The following is a 26,259-nucleotide window of genomic DNA, read 5'->3' on the forward strand; positions in this document are numbered from 1 at the left end:
GGCAGCATCACCGGCGTCCAGTCCGGCCTGTGCATCGACGCCGCCGGAGCCGCCACCGCCAACGGCACCAAGCTCCAGCTCTACTCCTGCCACGGCGGCACCAACCAGAAGTGGACCTGGAGCAGATGACGAAGAACGCCCTCGTGCATGACGTCGGACCCCTTGGGTAGACGCACGTCGAGAGTGCGCTGCGGGGCCGCGCGGGACCGGGGTGGATTGGTCACCCCCCGATCCCGCGCGGCCCTGCGCATGTTCCGGGAGGGCCGAAGGTCCCGCGACCACGGGACTTCGGAGTGACCGGAGGGTGCCGTACGGCTCTGCGCCGCCGATGCGGTGATGCGGTGTTCTTGGAACGTAAAGAACACGACCACCGCAGTCGAAAGGGGCCGGTCATGGCCATCACCGAAGCGCGGCACCAGAAGGCCCCCCTCCTTCCCGCCGCTCCCCCCGCTCCCCAGACGACCGGCACGACGACCGGCACTGACCCGGCCAGGTACGTCTGGGCCGCCGCCCGCGTCGCCGTCGGCTGGGTGTTCCTGTGGGCCTTCCTCGACAAGCTGTTCGGCTGGGGCTTCGCCACCCCCGCCGCCAAGGCGTGGATCAACGGCGGCAGCCCGACCACCGGCTTCCTGAAGGGCACCGCCGACAGGACCTTCGGCGGCCTGTTCGGCGCCCTCGCCGGCCAGGCCTGGGTCGACTGGCTGTTCATGACCGGCCTCGCCGGCATCGGCACCGCCCTCGTCCTCGGCGTGGGCATGCGCGTCGCCGCCACCACCGGCGGGCTCCTCCTGCTGATGATGTGGGCCGCCGAACTCCCGCTGACCACCAACCCCTTCATGGACGAGCACATCGTCTACGCGATCGTCCTCGCGGGCCTGGCGCTGACCCGGGCCGGCGAGACGTTCGGCCTCGGCGGACGGTGGGCCGCCACCCCGCTCGTGCGCCGCTTCCCGATCCTCAGGTGAGACTCTCCGGCTCCGGTGCCCACTCCCCGCCCCCTGGGAGTGGGCATCGGCATGTCCTCGATGCGAGACTGCCCCCTATGACCGACCACGAGCTGTCCCGGTCGCTGATTCCGAGCATGCGACTGGACGACCTGCTGGCCGAGTTGCAGTCACGCCTCGAAGCGGTGCTGGCCACCCGCGACCGCGTTCACGCGCTGCTGGAGGCGGTGGTCTCGATCGGCAGCGACCTCGACCTGGAGATCGTGCTGCGCCGCATCGTGGCCACCGCCGCCACTCTTGTGGACGCCACCTACGGCGCGATGGGCGTGATCGGCGAGGACAACACCCTGGTGCAGTTCGTCCCCGTCGGGCTGAGCGAGGAGGAGATCGCCCGGATCGAGCACTGGCCGCACGGTCTCGGCCTGCTCGGCCTGTTGATCAAGCAACCGCGGACGCTGCGCCTGGCCGACATCTCCCAGCACCCCGAGTCGTACGGCTTCCCACCCGGCCATCCGCCGATGGGCGGCTTCCTCGGGGTGCCGATCCGCGTCCGCGACGAGGTGTTCGGCAACCTCTACCTGACCGAGAAGCGCGGCGGCGGGCAGTTCGACGAGGACGACGAGGCGATCGTGGTCGCCCTGGCCACCGCCGCCGGAGTGGCCATCGAGAACGCCCGCCTGTACGAGGAGAGCCGCCGCCGGGAGACCTGGCTGCAGGCGTCCGCCGAGATCACCACCCGTCTGCTCTCCGGCGCCGAGCCGCAGGAGGTGCTCACCCTCATCGCGCACCGGGCCCACCAGATGAGCGCCGCCGACGGCGTCGCGATCCTGCTGCCCCGCGCCGGCAGCGACTCCCTGCACCTGGCCCTGGAGCGCACCGGTTCCGCGGACCCGGCCGACCCCGACGGCGATCCCCGCGACCCCGCCGACGGGAAGGAGCGGGGAGACCAGGCCGGCCCGGCCGGCTCCGCGTACGACGGGCGGGTGCCGATCACGGGCTCGCTGGCCGGGCGGGCCTTCCTCAGCGGCGAGCCGCTGATGCTCGACGACGACGGCGCGGACGAGGAGACGCTCGCCTGGGAGATCGACGCTCCCGTGGGGCCGGTGGCGGCGGTGCCGCTCGGCGCGCCCGGCGCGGTCCGCGGCGTGCTCGCCCTGGTGAAGCGCGCCGGGCGGATGCCCTTCAGCCGGTCGGAGCTGCGCATGCTGCACGCCTTCGCCGGGCAGGCGGCCGTCGCGCTGGAGCTCGCCGACACCCGCAGGGACGCCGAGCGGCTCGGCCTGCTGGAAGATCGCGACCGCATCGCCAAGGACCTGCACGACGTGGTCATCCAGCGGCTGTTCGCCGTCGCGATGACGCTGATGAGCACGGTGCGGCTGGTCGAACGCCCCGAGGCCTCCTCCCGCCTCCAGACCGCGATCGACGAACTGGACACCACCATCCGGCAGATCCGCTCGACCATCTTCGCCCTGCAGACGCCGCGCGAGGACAGCTCTCCCAGCCTGCGGGCCCAGGTGGTGGACCTGGTCGAGAGCGCCCGGGGGCACCTGGGCTTCATGCCGGGCCTGAGCCTGGAGGGCCATCTCGACAGCCGGGTGCCTGCGCAGGCGGCCGAACACCTGCTCGCCGTGCTGCGCGAGGCCCTGTCGAACATCGTCCGCCACGCCAGGGCCTCGCGTGCCGACGTCACCCTCGACGCCACCGGCGAGCGGCTGACGCTCGTGGTGGAGGACAACGGCGTCGGCGTCTCCGCCGAGGGCCGCCGCAGTGGCCTGCGCAACCTCGCCGACCGCGCCGAACGGCTCGGCGGGTCCTTCGCCCTCACCGCGCCACCCGGCGGCGGCACCCGCCTGGAATGGACCATTCCCCTGAGCTGATGACCGGCGCCGGGCGGCGGTGGCCGAGCCGATCTAGTCGTGTTCGGCCTTGAGGCGGGCGGCCAGGGCGGCGGCCTGGGTGCGGCGCTGCATGTCGAGCTTGCCGAGCAGGTTCGACACGTAGTTCTTGACCGTCTTCTCGGCCAGGAACATCCGCTCGCCGATCTGCCGGTTGGTCAGGCCCTCGCCGATCAGTTCCAGGATCTGGCGCTCCTGGTCCGACAGGGCGGCCAGCGGGTCCTTCCTGGTGGCCTGGTCACGCAGCCGGTGCAGCATCGCGGCCGTGGTCTGCGGGTCGAGCAGCGACTGCCCGGCGGCCACCGTCCGCACCGCGCCGACCAGGTCGGAGCCGTGGATCTGCTTGAGCACGTAACCGGCAGCGCCGGCCATCACCGCGTTGAACAGCGCCTCGTCGTCGGCGAAGGAGGTCAGCATCAGGCAGGCCAGGCCGGGCACCTTCGAGCGCACCTCCCGGCAGACGTCCACGCCGTTGCCATCAGGCAGGCGCACGTCCAGCACCGCGACGTCGGGCCGCAGGGCCGGAATGCGGGCCACGGCCGACTCCGCCGTCCCCGCCTCGCCGATGACCTCGATGTCGTCCTCGGCCTCCAGAAGCGCCGCCACGCCGCGCCGTACCACCTCGTGGTCGTCCACCAGGAACACGCGAATCATGACTCATACGCTAAGCCCTCAGAGCCCGATCGGCCGAGCGCGGGCCCGGCCGGTGAGGCGAGAAGCGGCGGTTCGTCCTGGGGATACCACGCCTCGTCTTCGGGATAGCCCGCTCGGCCCGACACACATAACGTTCAGACATGGCCGCTTCCACCAGCCCGATGACCGCCCGTCAGGGGCGTCCCGGCGGGGCGGCCGCGGAGGTGGGCGAGGGGAAACTTCCCCGCGCACCCCGACCGACCAGTGACGACGCACAGAACCTCCGGCCGCGGGTCCGCTCCGTGAAGAGTCCCGCCGGCCGCCGGCCGAGGAGCACGACGACACGATGAACGCACAGCTCATGAACCGTGCCTACGCCGCCGGGGCCGCAGCGCCCACGGCTGTGTACACCTGTCCGGTGCCCCACATGCCGCAGGCGGTCGCCGCCGTACGGCACCGCGCGCACGGCCTGCTCAGAGCATGGGGACTGCCGGAGAACACCGTGGACGAGGCCCTGCTCGTGGTCTCCGAGCTGGTCACGAACGCCGTGCTCCACGCTCTTCCCCCGGCCGAGTTGCGGCTCCTCCTGCTGGAGGACGTCGTACGGATCGAGGTCGCGGACTCGGGGACGGCACCCGCGCGGTCCGGCGGCACGCCCGCGGGCGGACACGGCGGCGTGGTCATCGAAGCGCTCGCGGTCGGGTACGGCGCCGACGTCCGGCCGAAGTCCGTCACCCACTGGGTGGAGCTGCGGGCACGGCCCTCGGTGCGGCTCACGAGCCGGCTTCAGTGCTGCAGGGTCTCGGAGGGCGACTCCCCGAACCGCTGCCGGTAGACCGACGAGAACCGGCCGAGATGGGCGAACCCCCAGCGATACGCGACATCGGTGACCGTGGCCGTGTACGGGTTGCGGGCCGCCAGCTCGGCGTGTACCCGATCGAGGCGGACCTCCCGCAGGAAACTCGTCGGCGTCTTCTCCAGATGACGCCGGAACCCCTCCTGCAGCGCCCGCGCGCTCACCCCCACGGCCTCGGCGATGTCCTCCACCGTGAGCGCCTCGGCCGCGTGCTCCTCGATCAGGCTCACGGCCCGCTTCACGGTCGGCGGCGCGACCCTGCGATGCCCACCGCGTAACTCGTCGATGTAGTTGCTCGGCTGCGCCATCAGAAGCTGCGTCATCAACAGCCCTTCCAGCTGCCTGACGACGAGCGGCTGCTCCAGCATGCCACCGCCGGCCTCGGCCTCGTCGCGGAGGAACTCGACCACCGACCGCCAGGAACGGACGGGGGGCCGCGTCAGGTCCATGCCGAGAGAGAAGGTGAGCGGCGCCTCTGGTCGCCGCCCCAGCAGCCGGCCGAGGTGGGTCTCGATCGCCGGACGGCCGAACCTGACGATCAACTGCGAGCCCTCGGCCCACAGTATGGACGTGGGCTCCCTGATCGCCTCCACGGCGGCGACGCGGGGGGAGCATTCGACCAGCTCCCGGCCCTGGGACACCTCCAGGTGGCCGGTGAGCGGGATTGCGACGAAGAGCTGCGTGTCCAGCAGTTCGGGGGTGACCAGCACCTCCGTCCCATAACTGAAGCTGAGGAGGCCGACGCTCTCCAGCCGGAACCCTTTCAGCCAGGCGTCGACGTGGGCACCGGTGTTCATGATGCGCACCTGGTGCCCGCTGAGCACCTCCGTGAACTTGGCCTGGGCCTCCTCCACGTCATGTGTGCGCAGCCGTGGATACGCGGTGAGCGCCGGCGGCTGATCGGGCATGTCCCCCTCCCGTCGGCGGTCACGCGATCAGGGCGAGGCGCGTCCTCTGCGTGGACACCCATCCAGCCTACGTTCCCGCTGGTAGAAGGCACAATTGCGCAAGATCGGCCTTGACGCGGCTTGGTGGAGGACAGGGGGTTCGTAATGTGGACGTCATGCCTCGTCTTTGGGATAGCACACGTTGACCCACCCACATAACGTGGGGATATGGACGCTCTTACCAGCTGGACGCCTCATCGGAAGGGGTCACGGCAGGGCTCTCCGAACGGGTCCAGCCCACTGGTGATCAGGGAGCACGAGACGATGAACGTACAGGTTATGGAACGTGCCGACGTCGCCGGGGCCGCAGCGGCCACGGCTGTCTACACATATCCGGTGTCCCACTCCTTCCAGGTGGTCGGTGTGGTGCGCCGCCGGGCCCGCGACGTGCTGGCGGAGTGGGGCCTGCCCGAGGCCATTGCGGAAGAGGCCGTACTCGTGATCTCGGAGCTGGTCACGAACGCGGTGCTGCACGCCCTGCCACCGGCCGAGCTGCGGCTCTTTCTGTACGGAGGCGTCGTACGCGTCGAGGTCGGCGACTCGGGAGCGGCTCCCGTGTGGCCGGGCAGCGCGCCCGCTTCGGACGAGCGCGGACGCGGCACCGACGTCGTCGAGGCGCTGGCGCTCCGTCACGGCGCCGACGTCGGGCCTGACTCCGCCACCTACTGGGCGGAACTGCCCGCCTGCTGATCCGATGGGGGCGGCAGGGTCAGCGCCGGAGGGTCTCGGAGGGGGACTCTCCGAACCGCTGCCGGTAGGCCAGCGAGAACCGGCCGAGATGGGCGAACCCCCAGCGATACGCGACATCGGTGACGGTCGCGGTGACCGGATCGGTGACCGCCAGCTCGGCCCGCGCGCGGTCGAGGCGCACCTCCCGCAGGTAACCCATCGGCGTCTTCTCCAGGTGACGCCGGAACCCCTCCTGCAACGCCCGCGCGCTCACTCCCACAGCCTCGGCGATGTCCTCCACGGTGAGCGGCTCGGCCGCGTGCTCCTCGATCAGCCGTACGGCCCGTTTCACGGTGGGCGGCGCGACCCTCCCATGCCCGTTGCGCAACTCGTCGATGTAGTTGCTCGGCTGGGCCATCAGGAGCTGCGTCATCAGCAGCCCCTCCAGCTGCCTGGCGACGAGCGGCTGCTCCAGCATTCCGCCACCGGTCTCGGCCTCTCTGCGGAGGAGCTCGACCACGGACCGCCAGGAACGGGCTGGGGCCCGCGTCAGGTCCATCCCCAGGGAGAAAGTGAGCGGACGGTCCGGCCGCCGCCCGATCAGCCTGCCGAGCTGGTCTTCGAGTGCCCTGCGGTCGAACCGGGTGAACAGCCCGCAGTGGCCGGCCGACCATCGCACGGACATGGGCCGGGTGAGCGACAGCACGCAGGCGAGCCCTGGCGTCGACACGATCCGTTCGGGCCCGTGGGACATCGCGGCGGTGCCGATGAGCGGCACCTCGACGAGGAGATGAGTGTCGACCATCTGGGGGGTGATCAACACCTCCGTGCCGTAGTGGAGGCAGTACAGACCGACCTCGCCGAACTCGATCCCGGTCATGCAGGCGTCGATGTGAGCGCCGGACTCCACGGGACGCACCGCGTAGCGGCCGAGGGCCTCCCCGACTCTGGCCTCGGCCTCGTCGACGTCCCGGGTGCACACCCGTTGATGCGCCGCGAACGGTAGCGGCCGATCGGACATCTCCGCCTCCCCCAGCGGTCACGCGAACCGGAACGCGCGGACGTGGCGCGTCCCCCCGGACGGTCCGTCCCAGCCTACGTTCGCCCTGGTCAGGTCGTGTACCCCCGGCCCCGCCCGGGCCGGGTCAGCGCCGGAGGGTCTCGGAGGGCGACTCCCCGAACCGCTGCCGGTAAACCGACGAGAACCGGCCGAGATGGGCGAACCCCCACCGGTACGCGACGTCGGTGACGGTCACGGTGACCCGATCGGTGACCGTGAGCTCGGCCCGCACCCGGTCGAGGCGCACCTCACGCAGGTAACCCATCGGCGTCTTGTCCAGATGGCGCCGGAACCCCTCCTGCAACGCCCGCGCGCTCACCCCCACGGCCTCGGCGATGTCCTCCACCGTGAGCGGTTCGCCCGCGTGCTCCTCGATCAGCCGTACTGCCCGCTTCACCGTGGGCGGCGCGACCCTCCGCTGCCCACCGCACAACTCGTCGATGTAGTTGCTTGGCTGGGCCATCAGAAGCTGCGTCATCAGCAGCCCCTCGAACTGCCTGACGACGAGCGGCTCCTCCAGCATGGCGCCACCGGCCTCGGCCTCGTCGCGGAGGAGCTCGACCACCGACCACCAGGAACGGGCCGGGGGCCGCGTCAGGTCCATCCCCAGGGAGAAGGTGAGCGGCCGATCCGGACGCCGCCCGATCAGCCTGCCGAGGTGAGCTTCGAGCGCCGGCCGGTCGAAGTGCACGATGCACTGCGTGTTCCCGGCCCCCCACCGCATGGACCTGGGGTGAGCCGACAGCACGGCGGCGAGCTCGGGCGTGGATCGGATCGTCTCCCGGCCGTGGCACACCTCGGCCGTTCCGGCACACGGGATCTCGACGAAGAGGGAGTCGTCCGCGACGGGCGGCGTGATCGAAACCTCCGCTCCGTAGCCGAGGACGTACAACCCGAAATCGCCGAACTGGACTCCTTGCAACCGGACGTCGAGCCGGGCGCCGGCCCTCATGGGTCGCAGCTCGTGCGCGCCGACGACCTCCCCGATCCGCACCCGGGCCTCGTCGGCGTCGTGCGTGTGCAGCCGCCAGTGCGCGGCGAGCGGCATCCGCTGATCGGACATGTCCGCCTCCCCCCAGCGGTCACGTGGCCCGAGGGGCGACCCAATCCCCCCGGGTGGGCCTTCTGTCTCAGCCTACGTTCGCCCTGGTGAGGCGCGTACGATCCGTCCCGGAGCGCCTGCCGTACCCCCGGCGCCCCGCGGCCGTCCGGTTCAGCCGCGGGCGGCCGCGTCCACCCGGGTGGCCGCCGAAGCATCCGTCGTGGGGTCCCCGGTCGTGACGGGGGCGGTCGAGCCGCGCACCACCAGTTCGGTGGCGAGCTCGACGTGGTGCGACTCGATCCGCTCCCCCGCCGCCAGGCGGAGCGCCGTACGCACCGCGACGGCGCCCATCTCCCGGAGCGGCTGGCGTACGGTCGTAAGGGGCGGCGAGGCCATCCGGGCGATCTGGGTGTCGTCGAATCCCACGATGCTGAGGTCTTCCGGCACCCGCAGCCCGCGCGCCCTGGCGGCCTCCAGCACCCCGAGCGCGATCTCGTCGCACCCGGCGAAGATCGCCGTGGGTGGTTCGGGGAGATCGAACAGCGCCGCGCCGCCCTCGACCCCGTCCTGGTAGTGGAAGTGCGCCGTCCGCACGTACCCGGGAGGTACGGGGACGCCCGCCGCCTCCATCGCGGCCCGGTAGCCGTGCAGCCTGGCCTGCGTGCAGGCCGCGGTGGCCGGGCCGCCGAGGTGGGCGACGCGCCGGTGGCCCAGCCCGAGCAGGTGCTGGGTGGCGGCCAGGCCACCGGCGAAGTTCGTGGAGCCGACGCTGGTCACCCGGGTCCTCGGGAGGTTCAGCGGATCGATCACCACGAGGGGCAGCCGCGCCCGGGACAGGGCGCCGAGCTGCCCCCCGGTCAGCTCACCGGTGACGGCGACCAGCGCCCGCCGCCCGGCCGCGACCAGCCCCCGCGCCCACCCCCCGGTGCGGTCGGCGGAGCGCCGGATGCTCACCACGATCGACGCGTCGAGCTCGGCCCCAGCCTCCACCGCCCCCTGGACGATCTCGGTCGAGTACGGGTTGAGGTCGTCGTCGAACTCCACCTCGACCGTGTCGGACGCGGCCGGCTCGCCCCGGCGCTGCGGCGGCGCGACGTAGTCGTGCTGCGCGAGCAGCGACAGCACCAGGGCACGCGTCGCCGGGGCGACGTCGCTGCGGCCGTTCAGCACCTTCGACACGGTCGCGACCGACACACCCGCCGAGGCCGCGACCGTCGCCAGCGTGGCCCGTCTACGACCGGCCGCCATCTGATCCTCCCTGTCGCGTGGCGCCGGACCCCGGCGCCGGGCTCACTTCCACGGGGGTGACCAACCGGCGGTCACTGCCGACGTGGCGGAGCGGGCCGGTCAGCCGTACGCGGCCCCGGCAGGGCAGGTCCGACGCCGACGTGCCGACGAGGACGTCGACGTCCCCGGGCTCGACCACCCGCCGCAGGTCGCGTCCGGTGAAGGCGGTCCGGTCGGTGTGGACGGTGAAGGTCGCCCGCGCGCTCTCGCCGGGCTCCAGCCGGACCCTGGCGAACCCGGTGAGCTGCCGCACCGGACGGGTGACCTGGGCGAGCACGTCGTGCAGGTAGAGCTGGACGACCTCCTCGCCCGCCCGCGGGCCGGTGTTGCGCACGCGCACCGACACGGTGAACTCGCCGTCCGTGGGCACCTCGGTCTCGCTGATCTCCAGGTCGCCGACCTCGAAGGTGGTGTAGGAGGCGCCGTAGCCGAACGGGAACAGGGGGCTCGGGTCGAGGTTGCTGATGCCGTGGTCTTCGGCGCCGAGCGGCGGCTGGAGGTAGGTGCCGGGCTGGCCTCCGTGGCTGCGGGGGATCTGCACCGGCAGCTTCCCGCAGGGCTGCACCCGTCCGGACAGGACGCCCGCGACCGCCGCCCCGCCCTCCTGCCCGGGCATGAACGCCTGGACGAGCGCGGCGGCCTTGTCGCGCACGTCCCCCAGCGCGTACGGCCGGCCCGAGACGACCACCACGACGACCGGCGTGCCGGTGGCGGCGAGTTCGATCAGCAGGTCCTCCTGCACGCCGGGCAGCCGCAGGTCGTCGGCGTCGCAGCCCTCGCCCGAGGTCCCCTGCCCGAACAGCCCGGCGAGGTCGCCGACGACGGCCACGCACAGGTCGGACTCGCGGGCCGCCCGCAGCGCGTCCGCGAAGCCGGAGCGGTCCGCGTCCCGCCAGTCGCAGCCCCGCTCGTGGACGATCTCGGCGTCCGGCAGCTCGGCCCGCAGCGCGTCGAGCAGGCCGCGCGCCTCGATGCCGAGCCCGAGCCCGGGGTAGCGGGGCAGCACGTGGTTCGGGAAGGAGTAGCAACCCATGAACGTGCGCGGGTCGTCGGCGCAGGGGCCGACCACCGCCACCCGCCTCAGCTCGGGGCGGCCCTCGCCGAGCAGCGGCAGCGCCTCGCCCGCGTCGAGCAGGACGACGGACCGCTCGGCCAGCTCCCTGGCCAGCTCCCGGTTGTGCGCCGAGTCCAGGTCCACCGACTCCGCCCCGGCCACCGACTGCTCCGGCGTCCAGTCGGGGTCGAGCAGGCCGAGCTCGATCTTCTGGGTGAGCAGCCGGCGCGCGGCCCGGTCGATGAGGGCCTCGGGCAGTTCGCCCCGTCGCACCCGGTCGGCCAGGTGCTGGCCGAAACCGAGCGTGTCGGGCAGCTCGACGTCGATCCCGGCGGTCAGCGCCTGCACGCCGGCGTCCTCCGCGTCCGCCGCGACCTGGTGCATCGTGGCCAGGAACGCGACCGACCAGTAGTCGGAGACGACGGTCCCGGTGAACCCCCACTCCTCGCGCAGCACCTCGGTCAGCAGCCACGGGTCGGCGACGGAGGGAACGCCGTCCAGGTCGCAGTAGGAGTTCATGACCGAGCGCGCGCCGCCCTCCGCGATCGCGGTCTCGAACGTCGGCAGGATCATGTCCATCAGCTCGCGCCGGCCCATCGGCACCGGGCCGTGGTTGCGGGCCGCCCGGGACGCGGAGTATCCGGCGAAGTGCTTGAGTGTGGCGATGACCCCCGCCTTCTCCAGGCCGCGCACGTACGCCGAGCCGAGCATCGCGACGAGGTACGGGTCCTCGCCCAGGGTCTCCTCGACCCGGCCCCAGCGGTAGTCGCGCACCACGTCGAGCACGGGCGAAAGGCCCTGGTGGACGCCCACGGCGCGCATGTCCCGCCCGATGGCCGCGGCCATCCGCTCCACCAGGCCGGGGTCGAAGGTCGCGCCCCAGGCGATGGCCGTCGGGTAGACCGTCGCGCCGTAGGTGGTGAAGCCGGTCAGGCACTCCTCGTGCACCAGCGCCGGAATGCCCAGCCGGGAGTGCTTCACCACCTCGTGCTGCAGCCGCACCACCTCCGCGGCTCCCTCCGCCGCGCTCACCGGGGTGCTGCCGAACACCCGGGTCAGATGCCCGAGGCCGTGGCGCACCGACTCCTCGAACGGCACCGTCCCCGCGGCGGCGAACACGTCCTGCATGGGCGCCACGTTGTGCGTGCCGGTGTCGTCCTGTGACTCGGCGATCTGCTCGTCCTGCATGTCGTTGCCGATCCACCGGCTGCCGAGCTGGCCGATCTTCTCCTCCAGAGTCATCTCCTCGAGGAGGGCCTCCACCCGGTCGGCCACGGGAAGCGCGGGGTCCTGCCACGGCCGGAGGATCCGGTCCGTCGCGGGGGTCCGATCGAGCGCCGTCATCTGCTCTCCTCAAGAAAGAGTTTCGAAACATTTCGAGGTCTGGCAGCGGATTCGCCTGAAACACAGATGTTTCACGAGATCACCAGCTAGACGCCCATGCGAAAGTACTCTACACACGGCTAACCCGGCTGTGCCGAGCGTGTGAGAGGAGCCTTGACACGCTGGTACCGCCTATCTAAATTGGCGTGCCACGCGGCTTGTGTCGAAATGTTTCGACGGGCTGACTTCAAGGAGGAATGGGGCGGAGGCGCCCACGGTGCTGATCACGGTGTTGATCCAGTTCGCCGGCCACCGCATCCGATGTTCGGCGAGCCGCGCTCAGCCTCGGCATGCGACGTACGGAGAACAGCGTGGAGTCCAGGTCTACATCTCGCCGTGCCTTCCTTTCCCTCTCGATGGGCCTTCCCCTGGGCGCCGCGCTGGCGGCCTGCGGCACGTCCGGCCCGGCCCCGAGCGGCGGTGCCGCGAGCGGCGCCGCCGCGGGCGGAAACGGGGGCGGGGCCAAGGCCAGCTACTGGTTCCTCTCGGGCCCGCCCGGTGAGGCGCCCCGGACCGCGGCCGTGAAGCGGTTCAACCAGGCCAACCCCAACGGTCAGATCGATTTCAACGTCATCCAGAACGACGCGTACAAGACGAAGATCAAGACCGCGATCGGCGCGGGCCAGGCGCCCACCATCATCTGGGGCTGGGGCGGCGGCGGTCTGCGCAGCTACGTGCAGGCCGGCCAGGTCGAGGACCTCACCCCGTGGTTCGAGCAGAACGCCGCAGTGAAGGACCGGCTGTTCCCCGGCGCCTTCGGCGCCGCGACGATCGACGGCAAGATCTACGCGATGCCGTGCGAGACGGTGCAGCCGATCGTCCTGTTCTACAACAAGAAGGTCTTCGAGAAGGTCGGGGTGCAGCCGCCGCAGTCGTACGGCGACATCCTGGACCTGGTGAAGAAGTTCAACGCCCAGGGCATCGCGCCGTTCTCGCTGGGCGGCCAGTCCCGCTGGACGAACATGATGTGGCTGGAGTTCCTCTTCGACCGCACCGGCGGCTCCGAGGTGTTCCAGGCCGTCTTCGACGGCGAGAAGGACGCCTGGAACAACCCCGCGTCCATCGAGGCCCTGACCAAGATGCAGGAGCTCATCAAGGCCAACGGGTTCATCAAGGGCTTCTCCTCGATCACCGCCGACTCCAACGCCGACCAGGCGCTGCTCTACACCGGCAAGGCCGCGATGATGCTGCACGGCAGCTGGTCGTACGGCATCCAGCAGGCGCAGGGCGGCGACTTCGTCCCCAGCGGCGGCCTCGGCTTCATGAACTTCCCGCCGATCGACGGCGGCAAGGGCGACCCGAGCGACACCGTCGGCAACCCCGGCCAGTACCTGTCGATCTCCTCCAAGGCGACGCCCGAGCAGAAGGAGATCGCGAAGAAGTTCTTCGCCTCCGGAGTCCTCGACGAAGCCGAGCAGAAGGAATGGGTCGGCACCGGCGGCGTGCCGATCGTCAACGGCTCCGACAAGCTGTTCACCGGTTCCAAGGACGCGGAGTTCCTGAACTTCATCTACGGCGTCGCGAGCAAGGCCAAGGTGTTCGCCCAGTCCTGGGACCAGGCGCTCAGCCCGACCGCGGCCGAGGTGCTGCTGGACAACATCGCCAAGCTGTTCCAGCTGTCGATCTCTCCGCAGCAGTTCGCGACGAACATGAACGCGGTCATCGGCAAGTGACGATGTCCGCGACTACCACCGGACGGACGTCGTCCGCCGTCGCGCCCAAGGCGCGCGGCGGCGGCGTCCTGCCGTGGCTGGCACTTCCGGCCCTGCTGGCCTTCGTGGCCTTCGCGGTGATTCCGCTGATCGGGGTGCTGCTGCTCAGCTTCACGTCCTGGGACACGCTCGGCACGATCCAGCTGACCGGGCTGGAGAGCTGGCAGTCCGTGCTCTCCGACCCCGGCCTGCCGCACGCGCTGTGGGTGACGTTCCTGATCACGGCGCTCTCCTGGGCGGTCCAGACCCCGGCCAGCATCCTGATCGGGGTGTTCCTCGCGGGACACCAGCGCTACCGCGAGCTGCTCGCGGTGCTGTACTTCATCCCGCTGCTGCTCAGCTCGGCGGCCATCGCGATCACCTACAAGGCGCTGCTCGACCCCAACTTCGGGCTCGGCGCGGGGCTGCACATCGACCTGCTCACCCAGGACTGGCTCGGCGAGCCCGGCCTCGCCCTCGGCGTCGTGATCTTCGTGGTGTCGTGGCAGTTCATCCCGTTCCACTCGCTGCTCTACCAGGGCGGCGTACGGCAGATCCCGCGCTCGCTGTACGAGGCCGCGGAGCTGGACGGCGCGGGACGGGTCCGCATGTTCTTCAACATCACCCTGCCGCAGCTCAAGTACACGATCATCACGTCCTCCACGTTGATGATCGTCGGCTCGCTGACCTTCTTCGACCTGATCTTCGTGCTGACCGAGGGCGGTCCCTCCGACGCGACCCGCGCGCTCGCCCTGGACATGTACAAGCGCGGCTTCCAGGCCAACCTCATGGGAGCGGCCTGCGTGATCGGCGTCATCCTCGTTCTCGTCGGCCTCGCCCTGGCGCTGCTGCTGCGCCGGCTCGGCGGCCGCGACCCCAACGCCAGCCAGCTCGAAGGGGCCTGACCGTGACCGCGACCCACACGCCGGCGGCGGCGAAGCGCCCCACCGCGGCCCACTCGCGCGGACGCCGCCCCGCAACGCCCAGCCAGCGCCCCAACTGGCTGGGCGGGCTCATCGGCTGGCTGTGGCTGGCCGTGGTGATCATCCCGATCTACTGGATCGTGATCACCAGTTTCAAGACGCAGAGCAACTACTACGTGACCAACCCGCTGCTGCCGCCCTCCGATCCGACGCTGGACAACTACCGGCTCGTCATCGAGATGGACTTCCCGCTGTACTTCCTGAACAGCCTCCTCGTCGCCGTCGGCACGGTGATCCCGTCGGTCCTGTTCTCGTTCATGGCGGCGTACGCGATCGTCCGGAGCGGCACCGCCAGCCGGTTCCTCCGCGGGGTGAACTCGCTCTTCCTGATGGGCCTGGCCATCCCGCTGCAGGCGACCGTCATCCCGATCTACCTATTGATCATCAAGCTGAGCCTCTACGACTCGCTGACCGCGCTGGTCCTGCCGTCGATCGCCTTCGCGATCCCGCTGTCGGTGCTGGTGCTCTCCAACTTCATCCGGGACGTGCCCAAGGAGCTCTTCGAGTCGATGAGGATGGACGGCGCGACCGAGTGGATGACACTGTGGCGCCTGGCCTTCCCGCTGACCCGGCCGGCCGTGGTGACGGTCTCGATCTACAACGCGCTGAACGTCTGGAACGGGTTCCTGCTGCCGCTGATCCTCACCCAGAGCCCCGACAAGCGCACCCTGCCGCTGGGACTGGCGGCGTTCCAGGGCGGGCCGTACGGCGTGAACGTGCCCGCCGTGCTCGCCTCCGTGGTGCTGACCATCGTGCCGATCCTGGTCCTCTACACCGTCGGGCGCCGTCAGCTGCTCAGCGGTCTGACCGCCGGTTTCGGCAAGTAGGCCCCGGGGCCCCTCAGTCTCCGCCGTACAGACGGCCCAGGTGGACGAGTTCCACGTCGGGCCGTCTGCCGGCGAGGCGCACCAGCTCCGCCGAGAACCCGGACCGGGCGAAGAGGAGTAGCTTCGGGAGGGCCCCGACCCTCCCCGCCGGCAGCAGCCCGCGCAGATGCTCCAGGCGTTCCAGCTGAGGGACGTCGACCGGCGCCTCGGTGCTCTTGGCCTCCCCGATCGCGGTGATCCGGTCGGCGGCGAACGACGTGGTCTCCGTGACGACGACGTCGAGTTCGTGCCCCCGGCGGTGCTCGCGGCACGGCAGTTCCGTCGGGCGCACCATGCTCGCGACGCCGCCGAGCGTGTCACGTGAGGCGTGCTCGAAGCACCACTGCCGAGCGAGGTCCTCGAAGTGCGCGCCGTAGATACGGGAGGCGACGGTGTCCGCGTTGGCCTCCCAGACACGATCGGCACGACCCGCGACCAGTTCGGCCTCATGGCGCCGGATGAGAAGCTGGTGCAGGCGCACGACCGGCTCGCTGATGCGGAAGACGCTGCGCTTGCCGCGCAGGGCGTCGTCGATCTGTTCGATCAGCCCGATGTCCTGCAGGCCGGCCAGCAGATGGGCGAGAGAGCTGCTGGGACGTCCCAGCGCCGCCGCGATCTCCGAGCGCCGATGGTTGCCGGCACTGATCGCGCTCAGCGTCGCCGCGTACGAGGTCGGATCGGCGATCGCCGGCTCTTCCCGCAGGAGCAGGGCGCCCTCACGGAACATCGCGGAGGCGGGGTTCAACAGGCGCCGCTGAACCCAGTGGTCGAACTCGGCGGTCCGCGCCGGCCCCGACCCCCCGCTCATCTCCAGGTAGGCGGGAGTCCCCCCGAGCAGCGCGTGCAGCCGGAACGCCAATTCCGGATCATGATCGGCACCCCAGAAGGCCGCGGCCTCGCGATACCTGAAGGGGCGCACCACCAGCTCCATGCCCGCCCGTCCACGCAGGGGCGCACCGCCCGCGAGCAACTGTGACATGGTCGTCAACGCGCTGCCGCACAGAATCATCCGGGTCCGGGTGTGCTGCTTGGCGTGGCTCAACGGGCTGAGCGCCTGCTGGAGATAGGAGGGCAGCGCGGGCGTCGCGGAGACCAGATAGGGAAACTCGTCGATGATCAGCGGAGTGGCCGCGTCCTCACCGAGCCGGAGCAGTTCGTCGAGCGCCTCGCGCCACGTACGGAAGACGACGGGTTGGCGAAGACCCCGATGCGCGGCATAGGCCGCCCCGAGGTCGGCGAGGTTCTGCGCCTCGGTCTGTTGCGTCGCGCCGAACAGGAACCCTCCGGTCTGCTGAGCCAGCAGCTCCAGCATGAGGGTCTTGCCCTGACGGCGGCGGCCGTAGACCAGCCCGAGAGTCGCCCCGGTTACGGGAGATGCGACGAAATCGACGAGGTTCTCCCACTCGACGTCCCGGCCGTACAAGCGTTCCGGCTTCCGGAGCAAGGACCCCCCTCGTCTCGATGGCATAGCTGACAATGATAGCTGTAACTATCATAGTCCCAGCTATAATTCGGGCTCGGAGGTCCTGCCAAGGGGCGGCAATCATCGGGCCCGGGTTCGGCGGGAGCCGGGAGGGAGACCGGGCCGCGGGGTAGAGGCATATCGATGCCGATCACTCCCACCTCCGACAGCCTTCACGCGTCCTCGCGCCGTGCCGTAGTACAGCCCGCCGCGGCGGCGGCGTCGATCGCGCTCGCGCCGGCCCTGATGACGGCCCTGATGTTCGCCCTGGTGGCGCTCCTGGTGGCGGACGCAGGTGCGGCCGGCGCCTCCGCCCGGTCCCGCCCGCCCACCGGTCACCTCGCGGGGACCGGTGACGGCAACGGAAACGACTCGGCCGTACGTGTGGGCAACGGCTCGGGCAACCGGAACATGGTGACGATCGGCAGCAGCCGCATCAGCGGCGTCCTGTACCTGTTCTCCGCGGGGATCGGCGGCGTGAGCACCGTGCAGGGCGGCCTGTGCCGGCCGCACGGCCGCCACTGCGTGCTGACGCAGAAGGTGCGCGCGTCCGCCTCCGTGTCGCCGGACGCCGCGCGTTCCGGTCGTCACGATCGTTCCCGGCAGGGTGAACGCCGTGCGTGACCGGCCGGCCGTGCGGGTTCTCGTCCCCCTGACCCTGGCGATCACGACGGTTCTGGCGATCACGACGGCCTGGTCCGTCGCGCCGCCCGCCGCGGACGCGGCGGCGTTCCCTGCCGACGGCGGCGACCGCAACGGCAACCGCGCCCTGATCCGGGTGGGCAACGGCATCGACAACACCAGCCACTTGGTGGTGGGCAGCGCGAAGAACAGCGGCATCCAGCAGCAGACGATCAGCGTCGGCGGCGTCTCCAACTCCCAGAGCACGGCCTGCCGGCGATGGTTCCGCCGCTGTGAGGCGGCCCAGAGAATATGGGCGTCGAACCAGCAGGATTCCGGGGACATTTCTCCCCAGAGGCGGCATGACGCCAAAAGGACCGCCATGCGGTCGATGCGGCGGTAATCATTTCCCGGCGGCGGTGACGCGCGCGGCCCCACGGGGTAGATGCCCGGTGTATTCCACCCGGATGCGGACACCGAGAGGGCGTAGAAGACAATGGCTCGTCACACGGCGCGAAACGCGCTCATCGGCCCGGCGGCACGCCTGCTGGCGCTGGGCGCGCTGGCGGTCGCGACCGCGGGCGTCGCGCTCTCGCCGGGCAGCGCCGCCGCGGCGCCGGGCCGGGGCTGGGGCGGCGGCGGGGGTGACGCCAACGCCTCGCGCACGCGCTGGGTGGTCAACAACGGCCTGAACAACCGCGCCTACCTGGTGGCCGGCAGCCAGCGGAACGCCTTCGGCGTCCAGCAGGTCGTCGCGGGCGTGGACGCGTCGGTCAACACACAGGCCGCCAACTGCCGGCGCCGACCCGGCTGCGGCATCCCGCAGCGCATCCACGGCAGCAACACGAGTTTCCCCACCACCCGGGGAAACGTGAATGTGGGAGGGCACTGAGCGGGCCTTGCCCGCCTCGGTTTCCGGCCCGTTCCCGCCGTGAATATCAGCCGCCTGTTCGCGGTGGGCAAGAATATGACAAGAGGCGCGCCGGGAAATCCGCCGGACCACCGCCGAGAATACGCTGTGCGCGACCCGGATCGGGATGGCGTGTACAGGACGGTGGCGAATGGCTCTTTCATACCGCGGAGCGCGCGGCGGGCGCCGGCGCGTCCCGCTCCTCGCGGGGCTGCTCTCCGGTGCGGCCATCACGCAGGCCCTCCTCGCCGTCCCCGCGGCGGCGGCCGGCCGGGCCGCGGAGGACCCTCCGGGAGGACGAGGCCCGTCCTCGATCGGGAACGGCACCCGCGACCGGAACGTCGTGTTCCTGGACAGCCCCTCCCACCTTCGTGGTCACCAGCACACCAGAGCCAGCACCGCCGGTGGCGCGAGCAACGTGGAGGACGGCTTCTGCCGCCGGGTCGCGAACTGCTCCATCAGGCAGAGCCTCACGGTCGTCATCGGCGCCGACGCCTCCTGAACGCGGGCCTCCGACCACACCGCGGTGGTCACCGCCACGTCACGTCGTCGACTCCCGCCGGTCCTTCACGGCGCGTACGGCCTCCTCCGGGGAGTCGTAGAACGCGAGCAGCTGGTCCAGGCCCATGATGTGGAAGACCCGGGCGATGTCCTGCTCCAGGCCCGCCAGGAGCAGGGCGCCACCGGCGTCGTGCGCGCGCTGGTGGGCGGCCACCAGCGTGGCGATGCCCGTCGAGTCGCAGAAGGTCAGGCTGGACAGGTCGATGACCAGGTCGGCGCCGGGGCCGAAGGTCACCTCCTCCAGGGCCGCGCGCAGCCGGGGGGTGGTGTGGTGGTCCAGGTCGCCGGCCACGACCAGCACGCGTGGTTCCGCGCTGCCCGGTTGAAGGGTGACGGTCAAGCCGTGATCATGCTGCACCTTGGCTCCCGGAGAACGATGATCGGGTGGCGGGCGGGACGGACAGGGCGAGGACCGCGGCGTCGTCGGACACTCCCTCGCCCAGGTCGGTGATCAGGTCGTGCACCGTGTCCAGCAGTGCGTCGGCGCTCGTCGGCCCGGCCGCGGCGAGGTAGGCGGTCAGGCCGTCCTCGTCGAGCATAGAGCCGGTCTCGGTGCGGGCCTCGGTAAGGCCGTCGGTGTAGAGGAGCAACGCGTCCCCGGCGTTCAGACGCGCGCTGACCTGGGCGAAGTGCGGGTTGCGCAGGATGCCGATCAGTTGCCCGCCGGCCGGGTGGATGGGTTCGACCACCCCGTCGGCCCGCACCGCGAGCGCCGGGGGATGGCCCCCGGTGGCGAGCGTGACGCCGAACCCGTCGCCGTCGGGTTGCAGGACCCCGAAGACCGCGGTGCAGTACGGCGCCGGCATGTCGCCGCCCGCGTGCTCCTGCTGCAGCACCGCGTCGAGATTGGCCAGCACGGCGTGCGGATCGGCGTCGTACACCGCCGCGGCGCGCAGGGTGTAGCGGACCAGTGAGGTGAGGGAGGCCGCGCCGGCGCCCTTGCCGCAGACGTCGCCGAGGAAGAACCCCCACCGGTCTCCGTCGAGGGGGAACAGGTCGTAGAAGTCGCCGCCGACCTCGTCGGCGGACACGGGGTGGTAGGCGGCGGCCGCGCGCAGGCCCGGCACCCGGGGCAGCGCGGGCGGCAGCAGGGTCCGCTGCAAGGTGCGGGCCAGCCGTTCCGCGCCCGCGCGGAGCTGCCGTTCGATCTCCACCGTGCGCTGCGTGACCAGCCGCACCTGAAGCTCGTCCATCACGAGGCCGGCCAGGTCCCGCAGGCAGGCGAGCTCCTCCTCGCCGGCCTCGCGCGGACGGGTGTCCATGACGTTGACGCTGCCCAGCGGCTCACCTTCGGGCGTCACGATCGGCGCCGCCGCGTGGAACCTGATCCCCGGCTCGCCGCGCACCGCCGGATCGCCGGCGGCCCCCGGGTGCAGCCGGGCGTCGGAGACGGCGTGCGGGCCGTCGTGCCGTACGGCCGCGGCGCACAGTGACTCGACGACCGGGGACTCCACGACCGGGGACCGGAAGATCGCGGGGCGCGCGGGCGGGCCGTGCGCGGCGATCACCCGGACGCGGTCGTCCCCGACGATCGTCACCGTGGCGAAGGGCGCGTGGAAGATCCTCGCGGCCAGGGCGGCCACCCGGTCGAACGCGCCGCCTGACGCGGTCTCCAGGGCCGCGTAGCGACGCACGGCCTCCTGCCGGCGCGCCTCCTCGTCGGAGTCCGCCGCCGTGGGCCTGCCGGGCGCTTCCTCGACCGTGCTGACCTCGGGCTCCTTCCTTGCCACCGGGGCGCGTACTTAGGGGGCCCGCGTCACCCGTGAAACGTTTGCCCTATCCTACGGAACCATTGAACTGTTCCTTCCCTGACCTGCCGGACTCGCCCGACAGGGCGGCACGACACCCGGGCCGGCCCGCGGCGGCCCGGCCGTCGAGGGAGAAGACGCGTGGGCGACGAGCAAGCGACGGAACCGATGTCCGCCGAGGACGGTCAGCCAGTGGAGCTCCTGTTCCCCGGCGGCAGCGAGATGGCGCGGCGGATGCGCGCCTATCCGTGGTCCGGGACATCCATGGGAGACCCGGACACCTGGCCGGCGAGCCTCCGCACCGCCTGCCGGATCTGCCTCACCTCTCGTTTTCCCATGATCGTGTGGTGGGGCGAGGAGCTGCGGTTCCTCTACAACGACGCCTACCTGCCGCTGCTCGGGTCCAAGCATCCCGCCCTGGCCAAGCCGGGCGACGAGGTCTGGACGGAGATCTGGCACACGATCGGCCCGATGCTGCGCTCGGTGATGAGCTCCGGCGAGGCGACCTGGTCGGAGGACCTGCTGCTGCCGATGAACCGGCACGGCTACTGGGAGGAGACGTACTGGACGTACTCCTACAGCCCGCTGCACGACGACGACGGCGTCGTGCGGGGCGTCTTCACCGCGGTCAGCGACACCACGGAGCGGTTCATCGGGGAGCGGCGCCTGGCGATGCTGCAGGACCTCGGGGCCCAGGCCGGGCAGGCCCGCAGCGTCGCCGAGGCGTGCCGGCTCGTCGCCGAGGCGCTGGAGCGGTCGGGCGCCGACGTGCCCTTCTCGGCGATCTACCTGCGCCGCCCCGGCACGGACGACCTGACGCCGGCCGCGACGAGCCCGCGCGACGCGAGCGTCTCCCCGCTCCCCGGCGGCCCCGGCGACTGGCCGGTCGACCAGGTGCTGCGCACCGGGGAGCCCGTCGTGGTGACCGACGTGACGGAGCGGTTCGGGGCGTTGCCCTCGGGCGGCTGGCAGACCCCTCCCACGCAAGCCGTGGTGCTGCCGCTGGCCGGTGAGACCGGCGGCGGGACGGTCGGGGTGATGGTGCTCGCCGCCGGCGCGGGCCGGGCCCTCGACGAGGCGTACGAGTCGTTCCTCGGCCTGGTGGCGCGGCAGACCGCCGCCCTCGTCAACGCGGCCGTGGCCTACCAGCTCCAGCAGCGCCGCGCCGAGGAGCTGGCCGAGCTCGACCGGGCCAAGACGGCGTTCTTCTCCAACATCAGCCACGAGTTCCGCACCCCGCTGACCCTGATCATGGGACCGGTGGAGGAGCTGCGCACCGCGCTGGCCGGGGACGGCGCGCGGGTGGGCGAGGACCGGCTGCGCGCGGAGCTCGACGTCGTCCACCGCAACGGCCTGCGGCTGGGCAAGCTCGTCAACACCCTGCTGGACTTCTCCCGCATCGAGGCCGGCCGCATGCGGGCCCGCTACGAACCGGTGGACCTCGCCGCCGTCACCACCGACCTCGCCGGGGTCTTCCGCTCGGCCGTCGAGAAGGCCGGGCTCGCCTTCGAGGTGGACTGCCCTCCCCTGGACGAACCGGTGTACGTCGACCGGGGCATGTGGGAGAAGGTCGTGCTCAACCTGCTGAGCAACGCCCTGAAGTTCACCTTCGACGGCTCCATCCGGGTCACGCTGCGCGCGGAGGACGGCCACGCGGTGGTCACCGTCGCCGACACCGGCATCGGGATCTCCCGGCACGAGCTGCCCCGGCTGTTCGAGCGCTTCCACCGGGTCGACAGCGCGCGATCGCGCTCGAACGAGGGCAGCGGCATCGGGCTGGCGCTGGTCAAGGAGCTGGTGGGCCTCCACGGCGGCACGATCACCGCCGAGAGCGCGGAGGGCGCGGGCACCGCGTTCACCATCCGCCTGCCCTTCGGCTCGGCGCATCTGCCGCCCGACGGTCTGGTCCCGGTGCGGCCCACGGAAAGTGAGCCGACGACCGCCGCCGCTCCGTACGTGGAGGAGGCGCTGCGCTGGCTCCCCGAGAGCCCGGAGTCGCGGGAGGACGAGGCCGAGACCTCCGCGGCCGCTTCGCCGTCCGCGGACGGGCCGCGGCCACGGATCCTGGTCGCCGACGACAACGCCGACATGCGGGACTATCTGCGGCGCCTGCTGCGGCCCGCGTACGAGGTCGACGTCGTCACCGACGGCCAGGCCGCGCTGGAGGCCGTCCGCGCCGACGCTCCCGACCTCGTCGTCAGCGACGTGATGATGCCCCGCCTGGACGGCCTGCGGCTGGTGGCGGCGCTGCGGGCCGACCCCCGCACCGCCGCGGTCCCGGTCCTGCTGCTGTCGGCCCGCGCGGGACAGGAGGCCGGAATCGAGGGGCTGGACGCGGGCGCGGACGACTACCTCGTCAAGCCGTTCTCCGCCGACGAACTGCTGGCCCGGGTGCGGGCCACCGTGGATCGGGCGCGGCTGCGCGCCCACCACCTCCGGTGGCACGCCGCCATGATCGAGTCGTTGCAGGAGGCGTTCTTCGTCGCCGACGAGAACGGCGCCGTCATCGAGGTCAACTCGGCGTTCGCCGACATCGTCGGGTACGGCCCCGAGGGGCTCCCCTATCTCCCGCGTCATCCCTGGCTGCCGGCCGAGGCCGACGACCCGGTGACGTACCGGAGGCTCGCGGAGGCGTACGAACGGGTGACGAGCCACGGCAGCGGAGGCTGCGTGGTGCCGCTCCGCCACAGCGACGGGCACCAGATCTGGGTGGCGGCCACCTTCGTCGCCGTCGCGGACCCCGGCACCGGTGAGCGCCGGCTTGTCGGCACCCTGCGCGACGTCACCGCCGAGCACTATCTCGTCCAGCGGGAGACGGCCCTCGCCGCGCTCAGCGTGCGCGTCTCCGAGGCGGGCAGCGTGTCCGACGCGCTGACGGGGGCGCTGGAGGAGCTGCGCGAGGTCTGGCGGGCCCGGGACGTGACGGCCGCGCTGTGGCACGGCGAGGCGGAGCCCGCGCTGTTCCGCGCCTGCCTCGCGACCGAGACCGAGATCGGGACCGGGACCGGCTGGCTCGACCTGCCCGCGGAGTTGCGGGACAGGCTCGCCGAGCTGCGCGACTACCCGCCCCTGCGCCCGGTCGCGAGCGAGGCGGACGGCGCGGGCATCAGCCTGGAGCATCCGGCGGGCATCCTCACCCTGTGGATCGATCTCGGCCAGAACCGGCCCTTCACGGCCGAGGACCAGACGCTGCTCGCGCTGCTGACCGGTCATCTGGGCCAGGGCCTGCACCGGGTGCACCAGCTCGACCAGCAGCGTGAGGCCGCGGTCGCCCTGCAGCGGGCCATCCTCGGCCCCTCCCACCTGCCCGCCGGCTTCGCCGTACGGTACGAGCCGGCCACCCGTCCGCTGGAGGTGGGCGGCGACTGGTACGACATCGTGCCGCTGCCGGACGAGCGCATCGGCATCGTGGTGGGCGACTGCGTGGGGCGCGGCCTGGAGGCCGCGGCCGTCATGGGTCAGCTGCGCAGCGCCTGCCGGGCCCTGCTGCTGCAGGAGGCGGGGCCGGCGCAGGTGCTGACCGCCCTCGACAAGTTCGCCGCCCTGGTGCCCGGCGCCCGGTGCACGACCGTCTTCTGCGGCGTCCTCGAAACAACGACCGGCCGTCTCGTCTACTCCAGCGCCGGGCACCTGCCGGGCATCCTGGCCCATCCCGACGGCGGGACCGAACTGCTGGAGGGCGGGCGCTCCACACCGCTCGCGGTGCGGCCCGGCCATCCCCGGCCCGAGGACGTCCGCACGATGCCGGCGCGGTCGACGCTGCTGCTCTACACCGACGGCCTCGTCGAGCGCCGCCGCAGCCCGCTGACCAGGGGCATCGACCAGGCGAGCGCCGCCGTGCAGGACGGCCGCTCGGCCCCCATCGAGGACCTCGCGACGCAGGTCATGCGCCGGATGGCGCCGGACACCGGTTACAGCGACGACGTCGCGCTGTTGCTGTACCGCCAGCCCGCGCCGTTCGAGGTGGCCTTCCCCGCCGAGTCGAGCCAGCTCGCCCCGGTCCGTACGGCCCTGCGCAACTGGCTGAACCGGTGCGAGCTGAATCCCACGATGATCCAGAACATCCTGGTCGCGGCGGGCGAGGCCTGCGCGAACGCGATCGAGCACGGCCACCGTGACGCCCCCGGGCGCACCGTGCGGCTGCGGGCGGTCGCCACCGCGGGCGATCTCTACCTGACCGTGGCCGACAGCGGCAACTGGAAACCCCCCAGACCGGAGGCCAACACACACCGCGGCCGCGGAGTCGCCCTGATGCGCGCCCTGATGCAGCGCGTCACCATCCGTCCCGGTGCCGCCGGCACCACCGTCGACATGCACACGAGGATCCCCCGATGACGACTCCCCTGACCATGGCTCCGTCCCGCCGCCCCGACGGCACCCCGGTCCTCACCGTCAGCGGCGAGATCGACATGAGCAACGCGGGCGAGCTCGACGCCGCGCTGTCCGGTGCCTCCGTCGACGGCCACGCCCTGCTGGTCGACCTCAGCGAGGTCGAGTACCTCGACAGCGCCGGGCTGACCGTGCTGTTCGCGCACGCCCCGCGCATCGAGCTCGTCGCCAACGACCTGCTCGCCCCGGTGCTCACCATCTCCGGCCTCGTGCAGGTCACCACCGTGCACGGAATGGAGTCCTAGACGGCGGGCGGGGGCCAGGCGTCGCCCCAGACGACGTCGCGCGCCTCGCGGTAGACCTCGCCCTGCCGCTTCGAGACGGGGTGGTCGGCGAGACCGTCACCGGTCGTGCACAGGCGCAGCGTCACCAGCCCCTTGCGCTTCAGCGGGTGGCGTACGACGCGGCTCTCGGCGCGCGGCCACGGCCGGGCCGACGCCGCGACATAGGAGAACTTCTCGTCCTCGAAGCTCAGCGTGCCGTCCTTGACCCGGCGGTGCAGGGCGCTGCGGTTGAGGCGGACCGCGAAATGGCACCAGTCCTGGCCCTCCCGGATCGGGCACTCGCCGTCGTGCGGGCAGGGCGCGACGATGTGCAGGCCCGCCCCGGCCAGCAGCCGCCGGGCCGCGGCGATCCCGGCGTACCCGGCGGGCGTGCCGGGCTCGATGATCACCAGCATGCCCCCGTGCCGCGCCGACTCCAGCGCCAGGGACCGCACCACGTCGTCCCGGACCGCGGGCGACAACTCCCCGAGCACGTACGACATGGTGACCAGGTCGGCCGCGGGCGCGGCCGTCCCCCGGTCGAGCACCGTCTGCCGCCAGCGGGCCTCCCGTACGGCCGCCGCGGGAGAGCGGGCGGCCAGCCGCCGGCCGAAGGCGATGGCGGAGGCGGACTGTTCGAGCACGGTGACGTCCGTCAGCCCGGGCCAGACCGCGTTCGCGGCCCACACCGCGCTGCCCGTCCCGCCCCCCACGTCGGCGTGCGTCCGCGGCGCGAAGCCGGGCGCGAGCATGGCGACCTGGCGCAGCGCCGCGGCCACCGCGCTGTAGGTCGCCGGCATGCGGTAGCCGGCGTACGCGGCGACGGCGGCCTCGGAGCCCAGCGCGGGGACGCTCCGGTCGAAACCCTCCCGGTACTGCCGGATGAGCGCCGATACGTTTCGCGTCAGTTCGGGCACGGGAAAGCGGCCGAGCGACTCTTCCAGCGCGTCGTCGAGGGCATCGGGAAGGGCGGACACGCCGTTCATGATGCCCCG

24 protein-coding genes are annotated in these 26,259 nt (G+C 71.8%); 14 read left to right on the forward strand and 10 right to left on the reverse strand.

The genetic code is table 11. From position 1 onward, the window contains the following. Positions 1-6 precede the first annotated feature (6 nt). From HHX37_RS00005 to HHX37_RS00015, 3 genes are all read left to right on the forward strand, one after another. Positions 7-129, forward strand: a complete 123-nt coding sequence (locus HHX37_RS00005; protein ID WP_310740265.1) for an RICIN domain-containing protein — start codon at positions 7-9, stop codon at positions 127-129. Between the two features lie 263 nt (positions 130-392). Continuing rightward, the gene (locus HHX37_RS00010; protein ID WP_182884107.1) at positions 393-965 is read left to right on the forward strand and encodes a hypothetical protein; all 573 of its coding nucleotides are present in this window, start codon (positions 393-395) and stop codon (positions 963-965) included. A 77-nt stretch (positions 966-1,042) separates the two neighbouring features. Then, positions 1,043-2,821 carry a GAF domain-containing protein gene (locus HHX37_RS00015; RefSeq protein WP_182884108.1) on the forward strand — a complete coding sequence of 593 codons (1,779 nt, stop codon included), beginning with the start codon at positions 1,043-1,045 and terminating at the stop codon, positions 2,819-2,821. 33 nt (positions 2,822-2,854) lie between these two features. Here HHX37_RS00015 and HHX37_RS00020 read toward each other — a convergent pair whose 3' ends face one another. Continuing rightward, a complete protein-coding gene (locus HHX37_RS00020; RefSeq protein ID WP_111701144.1) occupies positions 2,855-3,493 on the reverse strand; it encodes a response regulator in 639 nt (212 codons plus the stop codon). 325 nt (positions 3,494-3,818) lie between these two features. Here HHX37_RS00020 and HHX37_RS00025 point away from each other — a divergent pair, with 325 nt between their 5' ends. Continuing rightward, the gene (locus HHX37_RS00025) at positions 3,819-4,307 is read left to right on the forward strand and encodes an ATP-binding protein (protein WP_220499502.1); all 489 of its coding nucleotides are present in this window, start codon (positions 3,819-3,821) and stop codon (positions 4,305-4,307) included. Here HHX37_RS00025 and HHX37_RS00030 read toward each other — a convergent pair. Next, the gene (locus HHX37_RS00030; protein WP_182882459.1) at positions 4,259-5,236 is read right to left on the reverse strand and encodes an AraC family transcriptional regulator; all 978 of its coding nucleotides are present in this window, start codon (positions 5,234-5,236) and stop codon (positions 4,259-4,261) included. The genes HHX37_RS00025 and HHX37_RS00030 overlap by 49 nt on opposite strands. Before the next feature lie 303 nt (positions 5,237-5,539). Here HHX37_RS00030 and HHX37_RS00035 point away from each other — a divergent pair, with 303 nt between their 5' ends. After that, a complete protein-coding gene (locus tag HHX37_RS00035) occupies positions 5,540-5,965 on the forward strand; it encodes an ATP-binding protein (protein WP_220502519.1) in 426 nt (141 codons plus the stop codon). Between the two features lie 19 nt (positions 5,966-5,984). On the opposite strand, the gene HHX37_RS00040 is transcribed toward HHX37_RS00035, so the two are convergent. The 4 genes from HHX37_RS00040 to HHX37_RS00055 form a co-directional block, all read right to left on the reverse strand. Beyond that, positions 5,985-6,965, reverse strand: a complete 981-nt coding sequence (locus HHX37_RS00040; protein WP_182884109.1) for an AraC family transcriptional regulator — start codon at positions 6,963-6,965, stop codon at positions 5,985-5,987. A gap of 124 nt (positions 6,966-7,089) precedes the next feature. After that, the gene (locus HHX37_RS00045) at positions 7,090-8,067 is read right to left on the reverse strand and encodes an AraC family transcriptional regulator (protein ID WP_182884110.1); all 978 of its coding nucleotides are present in this window, start codon (positions 8,065-8,067) and stop codon (positions 7,090-7,092) included. 150 nt (positions 8,068-8,217) lie between these two features. After that, complete coding sequence (locus HHX37_RS00050; RefSeq protein WP_182873130.1) at positions 8,218-9,294, reverse strand: LacI family DNA-binding transcriptional regulator; 1,077 nt, start codon at positions 9,292-9,294, stop codon at positions 8,218-8,220. Further along, positions 9,278-11,731 carry a glycoside hydrolase family 3 N-terminal domain-containing protein gene (locus HHX37_RS00055; RefSeq protein WP_182884111.1) on the reverse strand — a complete coding sequence of 818 codons (2,454 nt, stop codon included), beginning with the start codon at positions 11,729-11,731 and terminating at the stop codon, positions 9,278-9,280. Before HHX37_RS00055 ends, HHX37_RS00050 begins: the two co-directional genes overlap by 17 nt. Before the next feature lie 395 nt (positions 11,732-12,126). Here HHX37_RS00055 and HHX37_RS00060 point away from each other — a divergent pair, with 395 nt between their 5' ends. The 3 genes from HHX37_RS00060 to HHX37_RS00070 are packed head-to-tail and all read left to right on the forward strand — an operon-like array spanning position 12,127 to position 15,271. Beyond that, positions 12,127-13,443, forward strand: a complete 1,317-nt coding sequence (locus HHX37_RS00060) for an extracellular solute-binding protein (protein WP_220499504.1) — start codon at positions 12,127-12,129, stop codon at positions 13,441-13,443. Between the two features lie 2 nt (positions 13,444-13,445). Beyond that, positions 13,446-14,366 carry a carbohydrate ABC transporter permease gene (locus tag HHX37_RS00065; RefSeq protein WP_111701151.1) on the forward strand — a complete coding sequence of 307 codons (921 nt, stop codon included), beginning with the start codon at positions 13,446-13,448 and terminating at the stop codon, positions 14,364-14,366. Positions 14,367-14,368: 2 nt separating this feature from the next. Then, positions 14,369-15,271 (forward strand): carbohydrate ABC transporter permease, encoded by a 903-nt coding sequence (locus HHX37_RS00070; protein WP_182873134.1) that lies wholly within the window; start codon positions 14,369-14,371, stop codon positions 15,269-15,271. A 13-nt stretch (positions 15,272-15,284) separates the two neighbouring features. Here the strand turns inward: HHX37_RS00070 and HHX37_RS00075 are convergent, their stop codons facing one another. Continuing rightward, positions 15,285-16,754: an AAA family ATPase gene (locus HHX37_RS00075; protein ID WP_182884112.1), complete on the reverse strand. Its 1,470-nt coding sequence runs from the start codon at positions 16,752-16,754 to the stop codon at positions 15,285-15,287. Positions 16,755-16,916: 162 nt separating this feature from the next. Between HHX37_RS00075 and HHX37_RS00080 the strand changes: the two genes are divergently transcribed. From HHX37_RS00080 to HHX37_RS00095, 4 genes are all read left to right on the forward strand, one after another. Beyond that, positions 16,917-17,396, forward strand: coding sequence for a hypothetical protein (locus HHX37_RS00080; protein ID WP_182884113.1), 480 nt, complete (start codon positions 16,917-16,919; stop codon positions 17,394-17,396). Beyond that, complete coding sequence (locus tag HHX37_RS00085; RefSeq protein WP_182884114.1) at positions 17,389-17,796, forward strand: hypothetical protein; 408 nt, start codon at positions 17,389-17,391, stop codon at positions 17,794-17,796. The genes HHX37_RS00080 and HHX37_RS00085 overlap by 8 nt, the downstream gene beginning before the upstream one ends. A 93-nt stretch (positions 17,797-17,889) precedes the next feature. Next, on the forward strand, positions 17,890-18,285 hold the full coding sequence (locus HHX37_RS00090) for a hypothetical protein (protein ID WP_182882466.1): 396 nt from the start codon (positions 17,890-17,892) through the stop codon (positions 18,283-18,285). Positions 18,286-18,454: 169 nt separating this feature from the next. Then, entirely contained in the window at positions 18,455-18,805 is a 351-nt protein-coding gene (locus HHX37_RS00095; protein WP_111697667.1) for a hypothetical protein, read from the forward strand. 39 nt (positions 18,806-18,844) lie between these two features. Here the strand turns inward: HHX37_RS00095 and HHX37_RS00100 are convergent, their stop codons facing one another. Both HHX37_RS00100 and HHX37_RS00105 read right to left on the reverse strand, forming a co-directional pair. Next, a complete protein-coding gene (locus HHX37_RS00100; RefSeq protein WP_220499505.1) occupies positions 18,845-19,204 on the reverse strand; it encodes an STAS domain-containing protein in 360 nt (119 codons plus the stop codon). 7 nt (positions 19,205-19,211) lie between these two features. Beyond that, positions 19,212-20,594: a PP2C family protein-serine/threonine phosphatase gene (locus HHX37_RS00105; protein ID WP_182884115.1), complete on the reverse strand. Its 1,383-nt coding sequence runs from the start codon at positions 20,592-20,594 to the stop codon at positions 19,212-19,214. Positions 20,595-20,753: 159 nt separating this feature from the next. On the opposite strand from HHX37_RS00105, the gene HHX37_RS00110 reads away from it, so the two are divergent. Together HHX37_RS00110 and HHX37_RS00115 are read left to right on the forward strand one after the other, a co-directional pair. Further along, a complete protein-coding gene (locus HHX37_RS00110) occupies positions 20,754-24,947 on the forward strand; it encodes a SpoIIE family protein phosphatase (RefSeq protein WP_310740214.1) in 4,194 nt (1,397 codons plus the stop codon). Beyond that, entirely contained in the window at positions 24,944-25,246 is a 303-nt protein-coding gene (locus HHX37_RS00115; protein WP_182884116.1) for an STAS domain-containing protein, read from the forward strand. Before HHX37_RS00110 ends, HHX37_RS00115 begins: the two co-directional genes overlap by 4 nt. Here the strand turns inward: HHX37_RS00115 and HHX37_RS00120 are convergent. Further along, positions 25,243-26,241: a small ribosomal subunit Rsm22 family protein gene (locus HHX37_RS00120; RefSeq protein ID WP_220502520.1), complete on the reverse strand. Its 999-nt coding sequence runs from the start codon at positions 26,239-26,241 to the stop codon at positions 25,243-25,245. The two genes, HHX37_RS00115 and HHX37_RS00120, sit on opposite strands and share 4 nt — an antisense overlap. Between the last annotated feature and the right edge of the window lie 18 nt (positions 26,242-26,259).

The organism is Microbispora sp. H10885 (genome assembly GCF_014161415.1).
GTDB classification, from domain to species: Bacteria; Actinomycetota; Actinomycetes; order Streptosporangiales; family Streptosporangiaceae; genus Microbispora; species Microbispora triticiradicis.